Below are 16,599 nucleotides of genomic sequence, written 5' to 3'. Positions count from 1 at the left end.
GCTGTTATACCGCGGCTGCACCAGACACAATTTCTGTAAGTTCCTGAGTAATGCTTGCTTGGCGTGCTTTGTTGTACACCAATTGTAGTTCTTTAATCAGGTTACCACCGTTATCTGTAGCGGCTTTCATCGCGACCATTCGGGCGGCCTGCTCACTCGCTAAGTTCTCTACGACGCTCTGGTAAACCTGCGATTCGATATAACGACGCAGTAAAGTATCCAGTAACGCCTTAGGATCAGGTTCGTACAGATAATCCCAAGATTTTTCTTTCAGCTCTTCATCATCACCTGGTGGTAATGGTAAAACCTGAAGAATTTTAGGCTCTTGAGCCATGGTATTGATGAACTTATTTGCCACCACATACAGTTTATCTAAACGACCTTCGTCATAAGCCTGCAACATGATATTGACTGGACCGATAAGGTCTGACAGTTTTGGATCATCACCCATACCAGTTACTTGACCAACAACATTCCCGCCAACTGAGCCAAAGAATGAAGCGGCTTTAGAACCGATTAGTGCTAAATCTACCTGCACACCTTTTTCAGACCACTCTTTCATGTCTGCCAGCAGTTTTTTGAACAAGTTAATGTTCAAACCACCACACAAACCACGGTCGGTCGAAACAACCAGGTACCCGACACGTTTAACTTCACGCTCTTCGAGGTATGGATGTTTGTATTCCAGATTCCCTAACGCAAGGTGACCAATCACACTGCGCATGGTTTCTGCATAAGGACGGCTGGCTGCCATGCGTTCCTGCGTTTTACGCATTTTCGACGCGGCGACCATCTCCATCGCTTTAGTGATCTTCTGTGTGTTTTGCACACTGGCGATCTTCGAACGTATCTCTTTTGCGCCGGCCATTTCTGCTTCTCCTCATGAACCAGACGGCCTAATGTTTAACTATTAGGCCGAATAGTTATTACCAGGACTGAGTCGCTTTGAAGTTTTCTAGCACGCCTTTCAGCTTAGCTTCGATTTCTTCGTTATAAGTACCAGTCTGGTTGATTTCTTTCAATAAATCAGCATGTTCACGAGAGGCATAAGCTAATAAAGCCGCTTCAAATGGCACAACTTTTGAAATTTCAACATCTTCCAGATAACCACGTTCTGCGGCATACAGTGATAAAGACTGTTGTGCGACAGACATTGGTTCGTACTGTTTCTGTTTCAGCAATTCAGTCACTTTCTGACCGTGGTTCAATTGTTTACGGGTAGCATCGTCCAGATCTGAAGCGAACTGTGAGAATGCTGCCAGCTCACGATACTGCGCAAGTGCAGTACGGATACCACCAGAAAGTTTCTTCATGATCTTAGTCTGAGCTGCACCACCAACACGAGATACGGAGATCCCTGGGTTAACAGCTGGACGGATACCTGCGTTAAACAGGTTAGATTCTAAGAAGATCTGACCATCGGTAATAGAGATTACGTTCGTAGGAACGAATGCAGAAACGTCCCCTGCTTGCGTTTCGATAATTGGTAACGCAGTCAGAGAGCCGGTTTTACCTTTAACTTCACCATTAGTGAAAGCTTCTACATACTCAGCATTAACGCGAGCAGCACGCTCCAGTAAACGGGAGTGCAGATAGAAAACGTCACCAGGATATGCTTCACGTCCAGGTGGACGACGAAGTAGCAGTGAAATTTGACGGTATGCGACAGCCTGTTTAGACAGGTCATCATAAATAATCAGGGCATCTTCACCACGGTCACGGAAGTATTCACCCATTGCGCAACCTGAATAAGGAGCTAGGTATTGCAGCGCTGCTGATTCTGATGCAGAAGCAACAACAACAATGGTGTTTTCTAACGCGCCATGTTCTTCTAATTTACGAACAACGTTCGAAATAGTAGAGGCTTTCTGACCGATAGCGACATAGATACATTTAATGCCAGAATCGCGTTGGTTGATGATCGCATCGACAGCCAGAGCAGTTTTACCTGTTTGACGGTCACCGATGATCAATTCACGCTGACCACGACCGATTGGGATCATGGCATCGACGGATTTGTAACCTGTTTGTACAGGCTGATCAACTGATTGACGGTCGATAACACCAGGAGCAATCATCTCAACAGGTGAGAATCCATCATGCTCTACTGCACCTTTACCATCAATCGGCTCACCCAGTGTATTTACCACACGGCCAAGCAGACCACGCCCTACAGGTACTTCCAGAATACGACCTGTACATTTAACTTTCATGCCTTCTGCTAAGTCAGCATAAGGACCCATCACAACCGCACCAACAGAGTCGCGCTCTAAGTTTAGTGCGATAGCGAAACGGTTACCCGGCAGTGCGATCATCTCACCCTGCATAACTTCGGCTAAACCGTGGATACGAATGATACCGTCACTAACGGATACAATCGTACCTTCATTGTGAGCTTCACTCACTACATTGAACTGAGCAATGCGCTGCTTGATCAGTTCGCTGATTTCAGTGGAATTCAGTTGCATATGCTCCAGTCCCCTTAAGACTGCAAGACGTCTGTTAATCGCTCTAAACGGCCACGAATACTGCCATCGATGACGAGGTCACCGGCGCGTATAATCATGCCTGCGATAACAGACTTATCAATTTTGCAATTCAGCTTCACTTTGCGTGATAGACGTTTTTCCATCGCTGCAGAAATGTTAGCTAGCTGCTGTTTAGTTAGCTCAATGGCAGAAGTTACTTCAACGTCAACCGTTGACTCTAGTACTGCGCGCAATTGAATAAATTGGCTCAATACTTCAGGCAACGTTGATAAACGGCCATTATCAGCCATAACACGAATTAAATTCTGAGCATGACCATCTAATTGTTCGCCACAAAGGTCGACAAAGATGTCAGCCAGTTTTTCTGATGCTAAAGAACCAGAAAGTAATTCGGTTACCTGCTCATTGCGTGCTACTTCAGCGGTGAACGCCAGCATAACCTGCCATTTATCGACAGCCTGGTTTTCCACAGCAAAGTCAAAAGCTGCTTTGGCGTAGGGGCGAGCTACCGTTGCTATTTCAGACATGCCCCTCCCTCCTTACAGTTCAGCGACCAGTTTATCAACGATGTCGCTATTAGCAGCTTCATCCACGGAACGTTCAATAATTTTCTCGGCACCTGCGATAGCCAGCATTGCGACTTGTTTACGAAGTTCTTCACGAGCACGTTTACGCTCTGCATCCAATTCGGATTGAGCTTGTGCAACGATCTTACTACGTTCTTGCTCTGCTTCTGCTTTAGCGTCTTCAATCATTTGAGTGCGTTGTTTATTCGCGGATTCAATGATTGCTTGAGCTTCTGCTTTTGCTTTCGCTAGCTGATCGCCTGCATCGGCTTTCGCTAAATCTAAGTCCTTTTTAGCACGTTCTGCAGATGATAAACCGTCAGCAATTTCTTTTTGACGTTTTTCAATGGCCGCCATAATTGGTGGCCATACGAATTTCATACAGAACAAAACAAACAGGACAAATGCGACGGCCTGGCCGAGGATTGTTGCATTTAAATTCACAGCACAATACCTCTTTCTTGGTTATTAACTAACTTGATGCTTTTACTGCTCATTGCCATCATTAGGCAACAGCAAACATCACGTAAAGGCCCAGACCCACAGCAATCATTGGGATGGCGTCAACCAGACCCATAACGATAAAGAACTGTGTACGCAGAAGAGGGATCAGATCAGGCTGACGAGCAGCACCTTCTAAAAATTTGCCTCCGAGGATTCCGATACCGATTGCAGCACCGATTGCAGCTAAACCCATCATAATAGCGGCAGCCATGTACAGCAGATCCATACTCAGGTTTTCCATGACAGTCTCCAGTTTGTTTCAGTTATTTCTTCAAAGAGTTAATAATTAATGTTCTTCAGATGCCATCGACAGATAGACAATCGTTAGAACCATGAAAATAAATGCTTGTAACGTAATAATCAGTATGTGGAATATTGCCCAAGGAAGGCTTAATAACCACTGTGACCACCACGGTAACAGACCAGCAATAAGAATAAAGATCAGTTCACCTGCATACATGTTACCAAACAGTCGAAGACCGAGGGAAACAGGTTTTGATAGCAGGCTTACCCCTTCCAAGATTAAGTTGATAGGAATAAAAATTGGGTGATTAAAAGGCTGTAAAGTCAGCTCTTTTGTAAACCCTTTTATGCCTTTCATCTTAATGCTATAGAAAAGGATCAGGATAAATACACCAATTGCCATCGATAGAGTAATACTCACGTCCGCTGTCGGAACGATGCGTAACGCTGGTAACCCTAAGATGTGTTCACCGATATAAGGGATGAAGTCGATTGGTAATAAATCCAGGGCATTCATTAACAGCACCCAAACGAACACAGTCAATGCCAAAGGTGCAATGACCTTGCTCTTTCCGTGATACATATCACGGACGCTGCTATCAACGAAACCGATGATCATTTCTACTGCAGTCTGGAATTTTCCCGGTACGCCACTGGTTGCTCTTACTGCTACTTTTCTAAACAGCCATAGGAATAGTGCTCCCATCAGTACTGAAAAGAAAAGTGAGTCAATATTTAACACCCAGAATGATGGCGCATTTTCAGCATGGGGATTGACCAACTCGAAAGTACGCAGGTCCAACTGAAGGTTATTCAGGTGGTGACCTATGTAGTCTCTAGTGGTTAATGCTTCTCCTGATGCAGACATGATGCCAATTACCCTTTTGTTGTTAAAAACGCTAACCGTTAATGACGGCTGGTGCAACGACCTGCATAACAAGCACCGCTAAGTAGGTCATGACCAGTGGTGCAAATGCCGCTTTAAACACTCCTAAAGCAACAATCAGCAAGGCTATTGATAATATAACCTTCAACCCTTCACTGAAAGCAAAAAGCCAGTTTATGCGAACTGGAGCTTCTTCTTCGTTGACTTTTTGTAAGCGCATTAACAAAAGAAAAACAATATTGGGTAACCAACATGCCAACCCGCCTAAAAAAGCCGAAAAACTCCAGTCTGTACTCTTTAAGTAGAAACCCGCACTGAGAATAACAAAAGTCATAAACTGCAAAAATAACAGTTTCAGTGCAACTTTCCCGTTGTAGAGGGAGACAGACATGACGTTTGTATTCTCCAGACTAGCTATCGTAAAAGGTATTACTGAATGATGTATCAAACTGTCTTTGCTATAAAGTGTCAAGTGACAAAAACGAGCAAATTATACGGGGCGTGGCAATGAATTCAATCAATAAGTAGCGAAAAAGTGAAGATTAATTTAAATTTCTTACCAAGGTTCCATTTATGAAAAATGATTAAGAACAAAAAGAGTAAAAATAATAGTGCTGAAGAAAATAAATAGCGTGATACACATCACAAATATAAAAGTATAAATAAAGCTTATTTCATAAAATATATAACAGAGTTAACAAATAAACTCCCTTTTATGAACAAATTAGTGGCAATTGAAAAATAATTAGCCAATTTTCAATTAAATAAATTCAATATTTTTATAATGCATAGAATTATTAATTTATTTTGGAAATAAAAAGAGAAAAACTAAGGTTACAAAGAGGATTAAAGTAAAAGATAATAAATTGTTAATTTATTGTTTTATTGAAGTGAAATTTAATACTCCTCATAAATCCCCATAAAACAAATGGCGATAACATTGTAAATATTATCGCCAGAGCACAAAAAATGAAAAAAGGATCAGTGAGACTCAATATTTTTGATTAAATAATCACCAAATGTCTTTGTTCATTCAATTCAGGTATCGATAAGCTAATCACTTTTTCAGGCATTCTTAATCCATTATCAGCAAGTTCATCTAACTCTTCTTGATGAATTTGTCCTTTCAATGCATAAAAACGACCGTGTTTTTCAGTCACTAAATGAGAGCACCAAGAGAGCATATCGTTCATAGAGGCAAATGCTCGACTGATAACGCCATCAAAAGGCTTCTCTGTTTGGTATTCTTCAACACGGTATTGAACTGGCTCAATATTATTAAGTCCTAGTTCGTGCTGAACTTGCTTCATAAAGCGAACGCGTTTACCTAAGCTATCCAATAATACAAAGTGGTGATCGGGACGCATTATCGCCAATGGAATACCTGGCAATCCAGGCCCTGTTCCCACATCAATAAATCTTTCACCGTCAAGATATTGGCTCACAACAATGCTATCCAAGATATGACGGATAAGCATTTGCTGTGGATCTCTTACAGATGTGAGATTGTAGGCTTTATTCCATTTATCAAGCATCACAACATAACCCGTAAGTTTTTCAGCTTGAATATCGGTAAGTTCAATATTGGCTTGATTAGCCAGCTTTTTTAGCCGATTAAGTAAGTCACTCATGATGCACTCCTACGTAATAGGCCCTGCTTTTTCAACCAAACTAATAAAATGGAAATAGCAGCAGGTGTGACTCCTGAGATCCGCGATGCTTGTCCAATCGATGTTGGTTTGTGATCGTTAAGTTTTGCAATAACTTCGTTAGATAATCCGCTAACTTGTTTATAGTCCAGATCAATCGGTAACGCAGCATTTTCGTTGCGCAGTTGTTTTTCGATCTCTTCTTTCTGGCGACTAATGTAGCCTTCGTATTTAACTTGGATCTCAACTTGTTCAGCTGCTTGCGGTTTTGAATCATCAATACCCGGTGCAAAACGAGTAATATTCTTCAGTATGTCGTAAGTCATTTCAGGGCGACGTAATAAATCTTCGCCATTAGCTTCTTTAGATAATGGTGTATTTAGTAATCCATTGATTTCAGAAAGATTATCAGCTTGTGGATGAACCCAAATATTTCTTAAACGTTGACGTTCTTTTTCAACAAGCTCAACTTTTTCACTAAATTGTGCCCAACGGTTGTCATCAACCATACCTAATTCACGACCAATTTCAGTTAGACGTAAATCAGCATTATCTTCACGTAACATCAAGCGATATTCAGCACGAGAAGTAAACATGCGGTATGGCTCTTTTGTACCAAGAGTACAAAGATCGTCAACTAATACACCAATGTATGCTTGATCACGACGTGGGAACCAACCTTCTTGATCGAAGGCATAACGTGCCGCGTTAAGTCCTGCAAGCATGCCTTGAGCAGCTGCTTCTTCATAACCGGTTGTACCGTTAATTTGGCCAGCAAAGAATAACCCGTTGATAAATTTGCTTTCTAGGGTTTGTTTTAGATCTCTAGGATCGAAGAAGTCATATTCAATAGCATAACCAGGTCTAATGATCTTCGCATTTTCCATACCTTTCATGGAATTTACGATCTGCATTTGAACATCAAAAGGTAAGCTCGTTGAAATTCCATTTGGGTAAATCTCGTTACTCGTTAAACCTTCAGGCTCTAAAAAGATCTGATGTGAATTACGATCAGCAAATCTCATCACTTTATCTTCAATAGATGGGCAATAACGAGGCCCTATTCCTTCGATGACACCGGCGTACATTGGGCTACGATCAAGGTTATTACGAATAATATCGTGCGTTTTTTCGTTTGTGTATGTGATATGGCAAGGCATTTGTTCAGGATGCTGATCCACATTTCCTAAAAACGAGAAAACAGGCATTGGAGTATCACCCAACTGAACAGCTAGTTGGCTAAAATCGATAGTTCTAGCATCAATACGGGGTGGTGTACCTGTTTTTAAACGACCTACACGTAGAGGTAATTCGCGTAGTCTGTGTGATAATGAAACTGAAGGTGGATCACCAGCACGACCACCACTGTAATTTTCTAAACCAATATGGATTTTACCATCTAGGAAAGTACCAACGGTTAGAACAACAGATTTAGCACGGAATTTTAAGCCCATGCGAGTGACAGCACCTGTCACTTGGTCGTTTTCAACAATGAGATCTTCAACAGGTTGTTGGAAGATCATTAAATTAGGTTGATTTTCAAGAGTAGTACGAACAGCTTGGCGATAAAGAACACGGTCAGCTTGTGCTCTTGTTGCTCTTACAGCTGGGCCCTTACTTGCGTTAAGGGTTCTGAATTGGATCCCTGCATGGTCAATAGCGGTTGCCATTAATCCACCCATGGCATCGATCTCTTTTACCAGATGCCCTTTACCAATCCCACCAATAGCTGGGTTACAAGACATTTGGCCCAAAGTATCAATATTGTGGGTCAGTAATAGGGTTTGACGCCCCATACGAGCAGCAGCCATAGCGGCTTCTGTACCGGCGTGACCACCACCGATGACAATGACGTCAAAGTGTTCTGGATAAAACATGTGTGAACCTTAAATGTTACGAATGCTGAATGTGTTGCATTGGGAAAACGAATTCTACTCAACTTTTTGACAGATACAAGCGAGCAGATCCGCAGGTAATTATTTAAAGATCTTTTTATTTAAAGATCTCTTTATTAGATCTTTTATTAGGGAAGCGATCCTCTGTGGATAAGTGGATTTTCTATTTAAAGATCATAAAAGTGTAAAGGATCATATACTGTGAATGATCCGTGATCTATCTGCTGATAAGCTGGGATCAAAATAACGACTTATACACAGGTCATTTCTTGATATTGCCTTATACAATGGATAACTACGGGTTAACCCCTGCTTTTAAGCAGAGTTATCCACATTCGTTTGCTGTTTTTTTGTGCGATTTAAAGTAAATTTTTCCAAGAAGCTATCCATTCTTCTGCTGGATCTTCCGGAATGTCGTACTTTTGAATATCAATTTCGAGGCGATCACCAAGGCGAGTTGCCCCTTTTTCCACCAATTTTTGATCCAATGTTCTGATCGCACCGCAGAAAGTGTCATATTCACTACTTCCTATGCCGATCGCACCAAAGGTGATATTACTAAGATCAACGGAATCAGCAGATATTTCATTAGCAAAAGGCAATAGGTTGTCAGGAATATCACCCGCACCATGTGTTGATGTGACCACCAGCCAGATCCCTTCATTAGGAAGATCATTAAGAGAAGGTCCATGGTGCAGATCTGTCTCAAATCCTTCATCAGATAAGATCTCTGCAAGGTGCTCTGCGACATATTCAGCACTACCCATGGTACTGCCACTAATAAGAGTGACTTTTTTCATTAATGATCTCCTTATGTTCAAGACGCGCTATTGTACGCTGTGAATCACTTGGGATCTACCTGTGGATAATGTGGTTATAAAAAAAAATAAGAATTTACCCTTATGGCTTGATCGTCCTTATTATCGGGTTTTGCAGTGAGATCAGGGTTTCTGTTGATTGAATTTCATCAATTGTCTGAATTTTGTTGATAAGTACGTCTTGTAAGGCTTCTATACTTTTACACATAACCTTAGTAAAAATACTGTATTGCCCTGTTGTGTAGTACACTTCTACAACTTCATCTAACTTGTCTAGTTTATCTAATGCTGTGTGATAGTCTTTTGCACTCTTGAGGATAATGCCAATAAAGCAGCAGACATCAAAACCGAGTTGCTTTTCACTAATATCAACTCGAGTTCCTGTAATAATTCCCGCCTGCTTCATTTTCTCAACTCGAACATGAATTGTGCCTGGGCTAACTTCGAATTTTTTGGCTAATTCAGCGTAAGGTGTTCTCGCATTCGCCATTAATGCGTGAAGTATGTCACGATCGAGATTATCGATCTGATAAATATTGTCCATAATTTCCCTCTGTTTTTAACGATAATACATTTTTATAGTGCTATTTTTAACGATTTAAAACAAGCAAGGCTATTTTTAATGAAGTATATTGAATTTAGTACCCGTTTTGTTGCTTAATCTATATCAGCAAAACACGACATCACCACTAGGGATACAAAAATGGAAAAATCATTCATCCAGACTCAACAGCAAATTAGCTTTGTTAAATCATATTTTTCACGACTGCTGGAAAAAGAATTAGGACTGATTGAAGTTCAAGGACCGATCTTAAGTCGCCTTGGTGATGGAACTCAAGATAACTTATCTGGCCATGAGAAGGCAGTACAAGTTAAAGTCAAATCTTTACCAGATTCGACTTTTGAGGTTGTCCATTCATTAGCTAAATGGAAACGTAAAACATTAGGTCGTTTTGGATTTAGTTCTGGGCAAGGTCTTTATACTCATATGAAAGCTTTGCGACCAGACGAAGATCGCTTAACTCAGATCCACTCAGTTTATGTTGATCAGTGGGATTGGGAAAAAGTGATGGAAGATAAAGAACGTACAGTTCCTTATCTTAAGCAGACAGTGGGTAAAATTTATCAGGCAATAAAAGAAACTGAAAAAGCCGTCAGCGAAGAATTTGGTCTGGTACCGTTCCTGCCAGATCAAATTCAATTTATCCACACTGAAGAGTTACTGCGTCGTTATCCTGATCTTGATGCTAAAGGTCGTGAAAAAGCGATTGCCAAAGAATATGGCGCCGTTTTCTTAATTGGCATTGGCGGTAAGCTTTCTAGTGGTGAAGCTCATGATGTGAGAGCACCTGATTATGATGACTGGACGACACCAAACGAAGATGGATTTGAAGGTTTAAACGGTGACATTATTGTCTGGAACCCTGTTCTACAAGATGCGTTTGAATTGTCATCAATGGGTATCCGTGTTGATCCTGAAACATTAATGCGTCAGTTAACATTAACAGATGATACTAAGCGCCTTGAGCTGGATTGGCACAAAGCATTAATGCATGGTGATATGCCTCAAACTATCGGTGGTGGTATTGGTCAATCACGTTTAGTGATGTTACTGCTACAAAAAGAGCACATTGGGCAAGTACAATGCGGCGTGTGGGAAAAAGACACCCGTTTAGCTTTCGCCGATATGTTGTAATTATTGGCGCCAGCGTCGAAGTAAACGACTTTTTAATCCAGTATCAAAACGCCATATATGGTCAAAGATTTTCATGATGCTGGGTTTACCGTAATTGGATAAGGTAACCGCATGGAAGCGATTGTGCTGTTGCTGTTGGCTTTTTTTGATTTTGTTGATTAGGTTTTCGGGTAACCTTTGGGCGACAAAGTCAGAAATAACAACAGCATCAGCATCTTTCCATGCTGGGCTATTGAGTTTTTCTGCGACATTATCTAAACAAGCACTTAAATCCGTCCCCCCTCTAAATGACTGATTCAAAAACTTGATAAGCTCTTGCAGGCCATTAGACGATGACAACTGGTAATGTACAGTTTCAGTGGAAAATAACATCACATGGCATGAACGATTATCAGCTAGTGCTATTTTCATCAATGCTAATCCAAAAGCTTTAGCGCACTGTTCGTTAAATCCTCCCATTGAACCTGATGTATCAATACATACAATAAAAGGTCCTCTCGGTCTTTCTTCATCATGATGATGAGTTACTGGACGCAATACAGTACGCTCTTGCCAATTATCCCCTTGTAACCGATAAGTATTGAGCTGCTTTTCTACCAGCTTTCGATAAAACTCATATTCGATTTCATTAATACCTAACAAGGCGAGTTCAGCAGGAAGTAAGCGCAAGATATCATCACTGAGCCCTATTCCATTGACTTGCTCAGGTGTTGTATCGGGTGCTTTCTCAACAATAGTCACAGGTTCAAAAATCACACTTTCTTCAGGAAGTGATTTGGCTGTTTTGCTACGTCCAAGCAAACTTGCGAGTTTATGTAATTCAGGTTGTTGATCGAGAAAGTCGCTATAACGTTGAATAATTTTCTCATCGAAAGGTGTTTTTGTTAAAACGCCTTTGCTCATATCCCATAAACGCCCTGCTGCACGCTCATTTTCTGAGAATGTATTACTTAAGCTTCCACTTAACGCTAAACGTTCTTGTAGTTCAGCAAGGAGTTGCTCTTGTTCTTGGTCAAATAGCGCTTTATGTAATGCTGTGACTTGGAAAATTAAATTTATCCGCCAGTGTTGAATAAACAAAGCTTGTTGGGCTGGTGAAAAAGGCTTATTGGTTTTAATTAGTTGTGATGCTTCTTCAATAAAAGAGGAGTCTAGTTTGTTTAATTCAGCCAGTATTTGCTCTACTTGCTGATTAAATATGGCGTTACCTAATGACTGAGTTTGTTGATAAAGGGCAAACTCATCAGCAATCATGGTAGGTACTAAGGTTTCTTTTACTCTTTGCTGTAAGCTTTTTTTCCATTGGTGGATATCTTTAAGTAAGGCTTTTTTGAGCCTTGGGTGTTTTTCAAAAAATACCGCTAATTGAGGCGATGCAAGTATAGCAATAATAACTTCCTCAATAAGCTGCCCTTCATTTATGGCTAAAAGCATATCTAATGTTGAAAGTGTCAGCATAATATCATTACTTTATTTGGCTTTTTAATTGCGATAGTTTTTCATTAAGCTGAACAAAACTTTGCTCGATGGAAATAAGACAATCATTATCAATAAATAAATTTGGCTGATGATGATTAAATTTTTCCTGCTCACCATAAATTTCTTGGGTCAGATCTTTTAATTTATCTAGCCACTCTTTGTTATTTTCAATAGGAGCAGCAGGCGCAGTCTCTTTTTGTTGATAAAGAGATGTTGTGCGACGACTCACATCTAAAATTTCTAATACACCATCTTGACGTATTTGCGCATTAATTGATTGTGGGAAACCAATACCATTTAAACGTGCTAATAATTCATCCCCTTTAGCTAAAAAGTTTTCTAATGCTTTCTGCTCGATAGTAATAAAGTTAACTTGAATACTATGGATATGCAGAGGGATATGTAAAAACAACGTGAATTTATCAGCCTGCATTTTTTCTGATAGGCTAAAATGTGCATTTCGTCCAAACATTCCACTTTGTTTTTCAAAACGAAAGGCCTGTTGATCTTGTTTATTTCTTGTTGATTGCATCCACTCAGCCCATAAACTTTCTGTTTTTCTAATCAATTCTAGCTGGTGGTAGGCTTGTTCTGTTAAAAGGTTTTGTAATAACTTGTCTAATAATGCAAATGATGCTTGGTCATGCCACAGGCAATCTTTTAATAAAATAAGATCTAACGGTGAAATAGCACTACGGCCATTAAAAAAAGCACTGGCTTGTAAAAGGCGTACCGCTTTTTTCCAACGTCTATCTGAAACATAAGGTGCCGCATCACTTTTATCTAAAGACTCACGAAGTTGATAAATTAAATCAAATAAGTGGTCATCTAAAGTGATCTTTTCTAATTCTGATTGCCAACGAGAGAACTCTTCTGCGGTAATTTGGATATGTTCTGGAATATGAAAAGAGCCTACTTCTTTATTAATGAGTAGTGCACGAAAGTTTTTCTTATCCTGAACTTTGGTTAGCCAAATACGGATAAGCATTCGGTCATATAGTGCTTCAAGACTACTGTCTGAATCAGGTAGCTCATTAGAGGCAGAGACTAATAAACGCATTGGAATAGCAACTTCAGCTTCTCCATTTCTAAATTTACGCTCATTAATCGCCGTTAATAACGTATTAAGAATAGCGGGCCCGGCTTTCCATATTTCATCAAGAAAGACAACCTCAGCATCAGGTAGATATCCTTCAACCAAACGCTGATATTTACCTTCATCTTTTAAAGCTTGAATAGATAAAGGGCCAAAAATTTCTTCAGGGGTTGAAAAACGCGTCATTAGGTATTCAAAAGCTTTAGCCTCTTTAAAGGCTTCTTTCATTCTTCTGGCTATTAAACTTTTAGCAATACCTGGAGGGCCAAGTAAGAAAACACTCTCACCACTAAGTGCTGCAAGTAGACAAAGACGGATAGCTGACTGTCGCTCATAAAGCCCAGTTTCAAGATATTGGCTAAGTTGTGAAATCCGCTCTGCAAGTTGCATAAACACTCCTAATAATGGGTACTTATTTTCGTCATCGCCCTGAAAATATCAGAAAAGGATTGCTGACATATAGTCAAACATTCTATTAGCACACAAATTGTTTATAACAAAAATCGATTCAGCTTCCTACTGCTTATTTTTGGTTCTTTTTTGTTTTACTAGCGAAACGTTTCGATGGTGATCACGTTTTTTCATTAATGTTGCTGAGATGATCGGTTTAAAATATTGAATGTCATTTATGCGATACATCTAGAATTTATTACTGAGAGTAAGGAAAAATCATGGAAGCGAAGAAACTTGTGATTTTAGGTAGTGTTAATGCTGATCATATTCTTAATGTTGCCCATTTTCCGCTTCCTGGTGAAACCATTTCAGGTAACCAATTTCAAATGGTATTTGGCGGTAAAGGTGCTAATCAGGCGGTTGCAGCTGGGCGTTGTGGTGCGAATATTTCATTTCTTGCTTGTTTAGGAAACGATGATATTGGTAAAAAAGCCAAAGCTCAATTAATGACGGATAACATTGATACCAAGAGCATTGAGTTAATTGATGATGTAGCAACAGGTGTCGCGCTGATTTTTGTTAATCAACAGGGTGAAAATGTCATCGGTATTCATGCTGGTGCTAATGGACGACTAGATACAAGTTATGTTCAGCGCCATGGGAATATAATAAAAGAAGCTGATGCTCTATTAATGCAATTAGAATCACCACTTGATTCTGTTTTGAAAGCCGCGGAAATAGCTAAACAAGAAAATGTGCAAGTAATTTTAAATCCCGCACCCGCTCAGGCATTACCTGATGAGCTGCTATCACTTGTCGATATTATTACTCCAAACGAAACAGAGACTGAATATCTGACTGGAATTAAAGTCATCGATGATGAAAGCGCTCAACAAGCAGCGGATGTTTTACATCATAAAGGGATTAAAACTGTTCTTATTACATTAGGAAGCCGTGGAGTTTGGGTGAGTGAGAAAAATAATAAAGGTTGTATCGTTCCTGCATTTAAAGTGAAAGCAGTAGATACCATCGCAGCAGGTGATACATTTAATGGCGCGTTAATTACTGCTTTATTAGAAGGGCAATCTATGATGTTAGCGATTAAGTTTGCTCATGCCGCGGCTGCCATTGCTGTTACTCGAGCTGGGGCTCAGCCATCAGTACCTTGGCGTCATGAAGTGGATATTTTTTTAGCTTCATCCTTATAAGGTGTTTCTTCTGTATATAAAGAAAAAGAGAGCCTATGCTCTCTTTTTTAGTTTTAATAAAGCTATCAGGCTTTTCTCTTTTTATTAGTTAAATTATCGCCATCATGTTTATCAAGGAGTAAGAATACAAATGAAGACAGCAATGTAATGATACCAACAGTAATAAAAGTATAATGGAAGTTATCAACCGTAGTACCCACATTCTCTGTATCAAAATATCCTAAAATAGATGCACTCACTGCAATACCAAAGCTAATTGCCAATTGTTGGGTGACAGCCAAAACACTATTTCCTGAACTTGCATTGTTGTCTGTTAAATCAGCCAATGAAATTGTATTCATTGATGTAAATTGTATAGACATGACCACCCCTAATAAAAAGAGTGGAATGACAAGATAGTAAATAGACATATCCGGTGATTGAAGTGAGAATTGAGCTATCATCAAACCAATAATAATTGTGATAGCAAAGAGTGTTCGGCGATAGCTAAATTTTACTAAGATCTTTGTGACAAATGATTTTGCTAAAATAGAACCTAAAGCCATTGGTGCCATCATCATACCGGATATTATTGCTGGGTAACCAAAACCTACTTGCAACATAAGTGGCATTAAGAAAGGAATACACCCAGTTCCTAATCTTGTTGCAATATTTCCTGCAATACCGACAGAGAATGTGCGTGTTTTAAATATATTTAGAGGGATTAGTGGTTGCTGATGGCGCCTTGCATGATTGACGTATAACCCTAGTAAAGAAAATCCACCTAAAATAATGGCAATAGGAATATAGCGAGAGATATTTTTATCACCAAAAAGATCAAGACTGACAGAAAGCATGACTAAGCCAAAACCAAAGAAAATAAATCCAAGTAAATCAAACTTTCGTTTTGGCATGGTGAAATTAGGCATATGCTTGATGGCATAGAAAATACCTAATAGGCCAATAGGAATATTTATAATAAATATCCAATGCCATGAGGCATAAGTAACCAATATTCCGCCTAAGAGAGGTCCTGCTATGGGGCCTACTAATCCTGGCATTGTGACAAAGTTGAGAATGGGCAGTAATTCACTGCGTGGATAAGCTCTTAATAAAGCAAGGCGTGCAACTGGCATCATCATTGCGCCACCTATACCTTGTATAATTCGTGAAATAACAAGAAAAGTGAGGTTAGGAGAAAGTGCACATAATAAAGAGCCACCAGAAAATAAAGAAACCGCAATAATAAAAATTTTACGAGTTCCAAATCTATCGGCTAACCATCCACTGACAGGGATCAATAATGCAACAGTTAAGGTATAGCTGATAACAGCCGATTGCATCGCGAGAGGAGAATGATTAAGGCTTTTTGCTATGTCTGGTAATGCCGTATTAAGAATGGTTGCATCGAGAGCCTGCATAAAAAAAGCCATTGCAGCAATCCAAGGCAACCCAGACATATTTTTGGCGGATTTCAACATGAAGCATATACCGTCTTTGTTCTATATTTTGATTATCGCTTCATTATAAACAGAAAACCTATAAAATTTGTATTAAAACTATTCAATCACTCGTTAATAAGATTAAACAGAGATCACGCGCTTTATTTCCATCTTTATCAATAATTGCCTGAACAATTTGGTTATGGGTTTCCGGTTGAACGGTTTCATTACCCACAATAAGATCAAAATACTTTTT

Annotated in this window: 17 protein-coding genes (1 of these 17 cut by a window edge); 2 read left to right on the top strand and 15 right to left on the bottom strand. The window is 39.7% G+C overall.

Going from position 1 to position 16,599, the window contains the following annotated elements; all coding sequences use genetic code 11:
- Window positions 1–4: 4 nt before the first annotated feature.
- The 11 genes from atpG to asnC all read right to left on the bottom strand — a co-directional run bounded on the left by atpG (window position 5) and on the right by asnC (window position 9,594).
- The gene (gene atpG / locus GTH25_RS17765) at window positions 5–868 is read right to left on the bottom strand and encodes a F0F1 ATP synthase subunit gamma (RefSeq protein WP_006534342.1); all 864 of its coding nucleotides are present in this window, start codon (window positions 866–868) and stop codon (window positions 5–7) included.
- A gap of 58 nt (window positions 869–926) precedes the next feature.
- Entirely contained in the window at window positions 927–2,468 is a 1,542-nt protein-coding gene (gene atpA / locus GTH25_RS17760; protein WP_075673966.1) for a F0F1 ATP synthase subunit alpha, read from the bottom strand.
- 14 nt (window positions 2,469–2,482) lie between these two features.
- Window positions 2,483–3,016, bottom strand: coding sequence for a F0F1 ATP synthase subunit delta (gene atpH, locus GTH25_RS17755; RefSeq protein WP_006534344.1), 534 nt, complete (start codon window positions 3,014–3,016; stop codon window positions 2,483–2,485).
- A 12-nt stretch (window positions 3,017–3,028) separates the two neighbouring features.
- A complete protein-coding gene (gene atpF / locus GTH25_RS17750) occupies window positions 3,029–3,499 on the bottom strand; it encodes a F0F1 ATP synthase subunit B (RefSeq protein ID WP_036914499.1) in 471 nt (156 codons plus the stop codon).
- A gap of 61 nt (window positions 3,500–3,560) precedes the next feature.
- A complete protein-coding gene (gene atpE, locus GTH25_RS17745) occupies window positions 3,561–3,800 on the bottom strand; it encodes a F0F1 ATP synthase subunit C (RefSeq protein WP_004246596.1) in 240 nt (79 codons plus the stop codon).
- 45 nt (window positions 3,801–3,845) lie between these two features.
- The gene (atpB, locus tag GTH25_RS17740; protein WP_023583322.1) at window positions 3,846–4,670 is read right to left on the bottom strand and encodes a F0F1 ATP synthase subunit A; all 825 of its coding nucleotides are present in this window, start codon (window positions 4,668–4,670) and stop codon (window positions 3,846–3,848) included.
- A gap of 31 nt (window positions 4,671–4,701) precedes the next feature.
- Window positions 4,702–5,079: a F0F1 ATP synthase subunit I gene (atpI, locus tag GTH25_RS17735; RefSeq protein WP_075673967.1), complete on the bottom strand. Its 378-nt coding sequence runs from the start codon at window positions 5,077–5,079 to the stop codon at window positions 4,702–4,704.
- Between the two features lie 613 nt (window positions 5,080–5,692).
- The gene (rsmG, locus tag GTH25_RS17730) at window positions 5,693–6,319 is read right to left on the bottom strand and encodes a 16S rRNA (guanine(527)-N(7))-methyltransferase RsmG (RefSeq protein ID WP_164530778.1); all 627 of its coding nucleotides are present in this window, start codon (window positions 6,317–6,319) and stop codon (window positions 5,693–5,695) included.
- Complete coding sequence (mnmG, locus tag GTH25_RS17725; protein ID WP_075673969.1) at window positions 6,316–8,214, bottom strand: tRNA uridine-5-carboxymethylaminomethyl(34) synthesis enzyme MnmG; 1,899 nt, start codon at window positions 8,212–8,214, stop codon at window positions 6,316–6,318. The genes rsmG and mnmG overlap by 4 nt, the downstream gene beginning before the upstream one ends.
- 377 nt (window positions 8,215–8,591) lie before the next feature.
- Window positions 8,592–9,032: an FMN-binding protein MioC gene (mioC, locus tag GTH25_RS17720; RefSeq protein ID WP_075673970.1), complete on the bottom strand. Its 441-nt coding sequence runs from the start codon at window positions 9,030–9,032 to the stop codon at window positions 8,592–8,594.
- A 100-nt stretch (window positions 9,033–9,132) separates the two neighbouring features.
- The gene (gene asnC, locus GTH25_RS17715) at window positions 9,133–9,594 is read right to left on the bottom strand and encodes a transcriptional regulator AsnC (protein ID WP_023583317.1); all 462 of its coding nucleotides are present in this window, start codon (window positions 9,592–9,594) and stop codon (window positions 9,133–9,135) included.
- A 159-nt stretch (window positions 9,595–9,753) separates the two neighbouring features.
- Here asnC and asnA point away from each other — a divergent pair, with 159 nt between their 5' ends.
- A complete protein-coding gene (gene asnA / locus GTH25_RS17710; RefSeq protein ID WP_075673971.1) occupies window positions 9,754–10,746 on the top strand; it encodes an aspartate--ammonia ligase in 993 nt (330 codons plus the stop codon).
- On the opposite strand, the gene viaA is transcribed toward asnA, so the two are convergent.
- Both viaA and ravA read right to left on the bottom strand, forming a co-directional pair.
- On the bottom strand, window positions 10,747–12,204 hold the full coding sequence (gene viaA, locus GTH25_RS17705; RefSeq protein ID WP_075673972.1) for an ATPase RavA stimulator ViaA: 1,458 nt from the start codon (window positions 12,202–12,204) through the stop codon (window positions 10,747–10,749).
- 7 nt (window positions 12,205–12,211) lie between these two features.
- Complete coding sequence (ravA, locus tag GTH25_RS17700) at window positions 12,212–13,711, bottom strand: ATPase RavA (RefSeq protein WP_164530777.1); 1,500 nt, start codon at window positions 13,709–13,711, stop codon at window positions 12,212–12,214.
- A gap of 281 nt (window positions 13,712–13,992) precedes the next feature.
- Between ravA and rbsK the strand changes: the two genes are divergently transcribed.
- Window positions 13,993–14,922 carry a ribokinase gene (gene rbsK / locus GTH25_RS17695; protein ID WP_164530776.1) on the top strand — a complete coding sequence of 310 codons (930 nt, stop codon included), beginning with the start codon at window positions 13,993–13,995 and terminating at the stop codon, window positions 14,920–14,922.
- A 65-nt stretch (window positions 14,923–14,987) separates the two neighbouring features.
- On the opposite strand, the gene mdtD is transcribed toward rbsK, so the two are convergent.
- Both mdtD and GTH25_RS17685 read right to left on the bottom strand, forming a co-directional pair.
- Entirely contained in the window at window positions 14,988–16,382 is a 1,395-nt protein-coding gene (gene mdtD, locus GTH25_RS17690) for a multidrug transporter subunit MdtD (protein ID WP_075673975.1), read from the bottom strand.
- Window positions 16,383–16,464: 82 nt separating this feature from the next.
- Window positions 16,465–16,599: the 3' end of a FadR/GntR family transcriptional regulator gene (locus tag GTH25_RS17685; protein ID WP_075673976.1), read on the bottom strand. The gene runs 552 nt beyond the window's last position; the window shows 135 of its 687 coding nt (coding positions 553–687); its start codon lies off the right edge, out of view — the gene reads right to left on this strand; it ends in the stop codon at window positions 16,465–16,467.

Source organism: Proteus terrae subsp. cibarius (assembly GCF_011045835.1).
GTDB lineage: Bacteria > Pseudomonadota > Gammaproteobacteria > Enterobacterales > Enterobacteriaceae > Proteus > Proteus cibarius.
The sequence above is the reverse complement of the archived record's forward strand: the minus strand, read 5'-3'. Positions and strand labels throughout refer to the sequence as shown.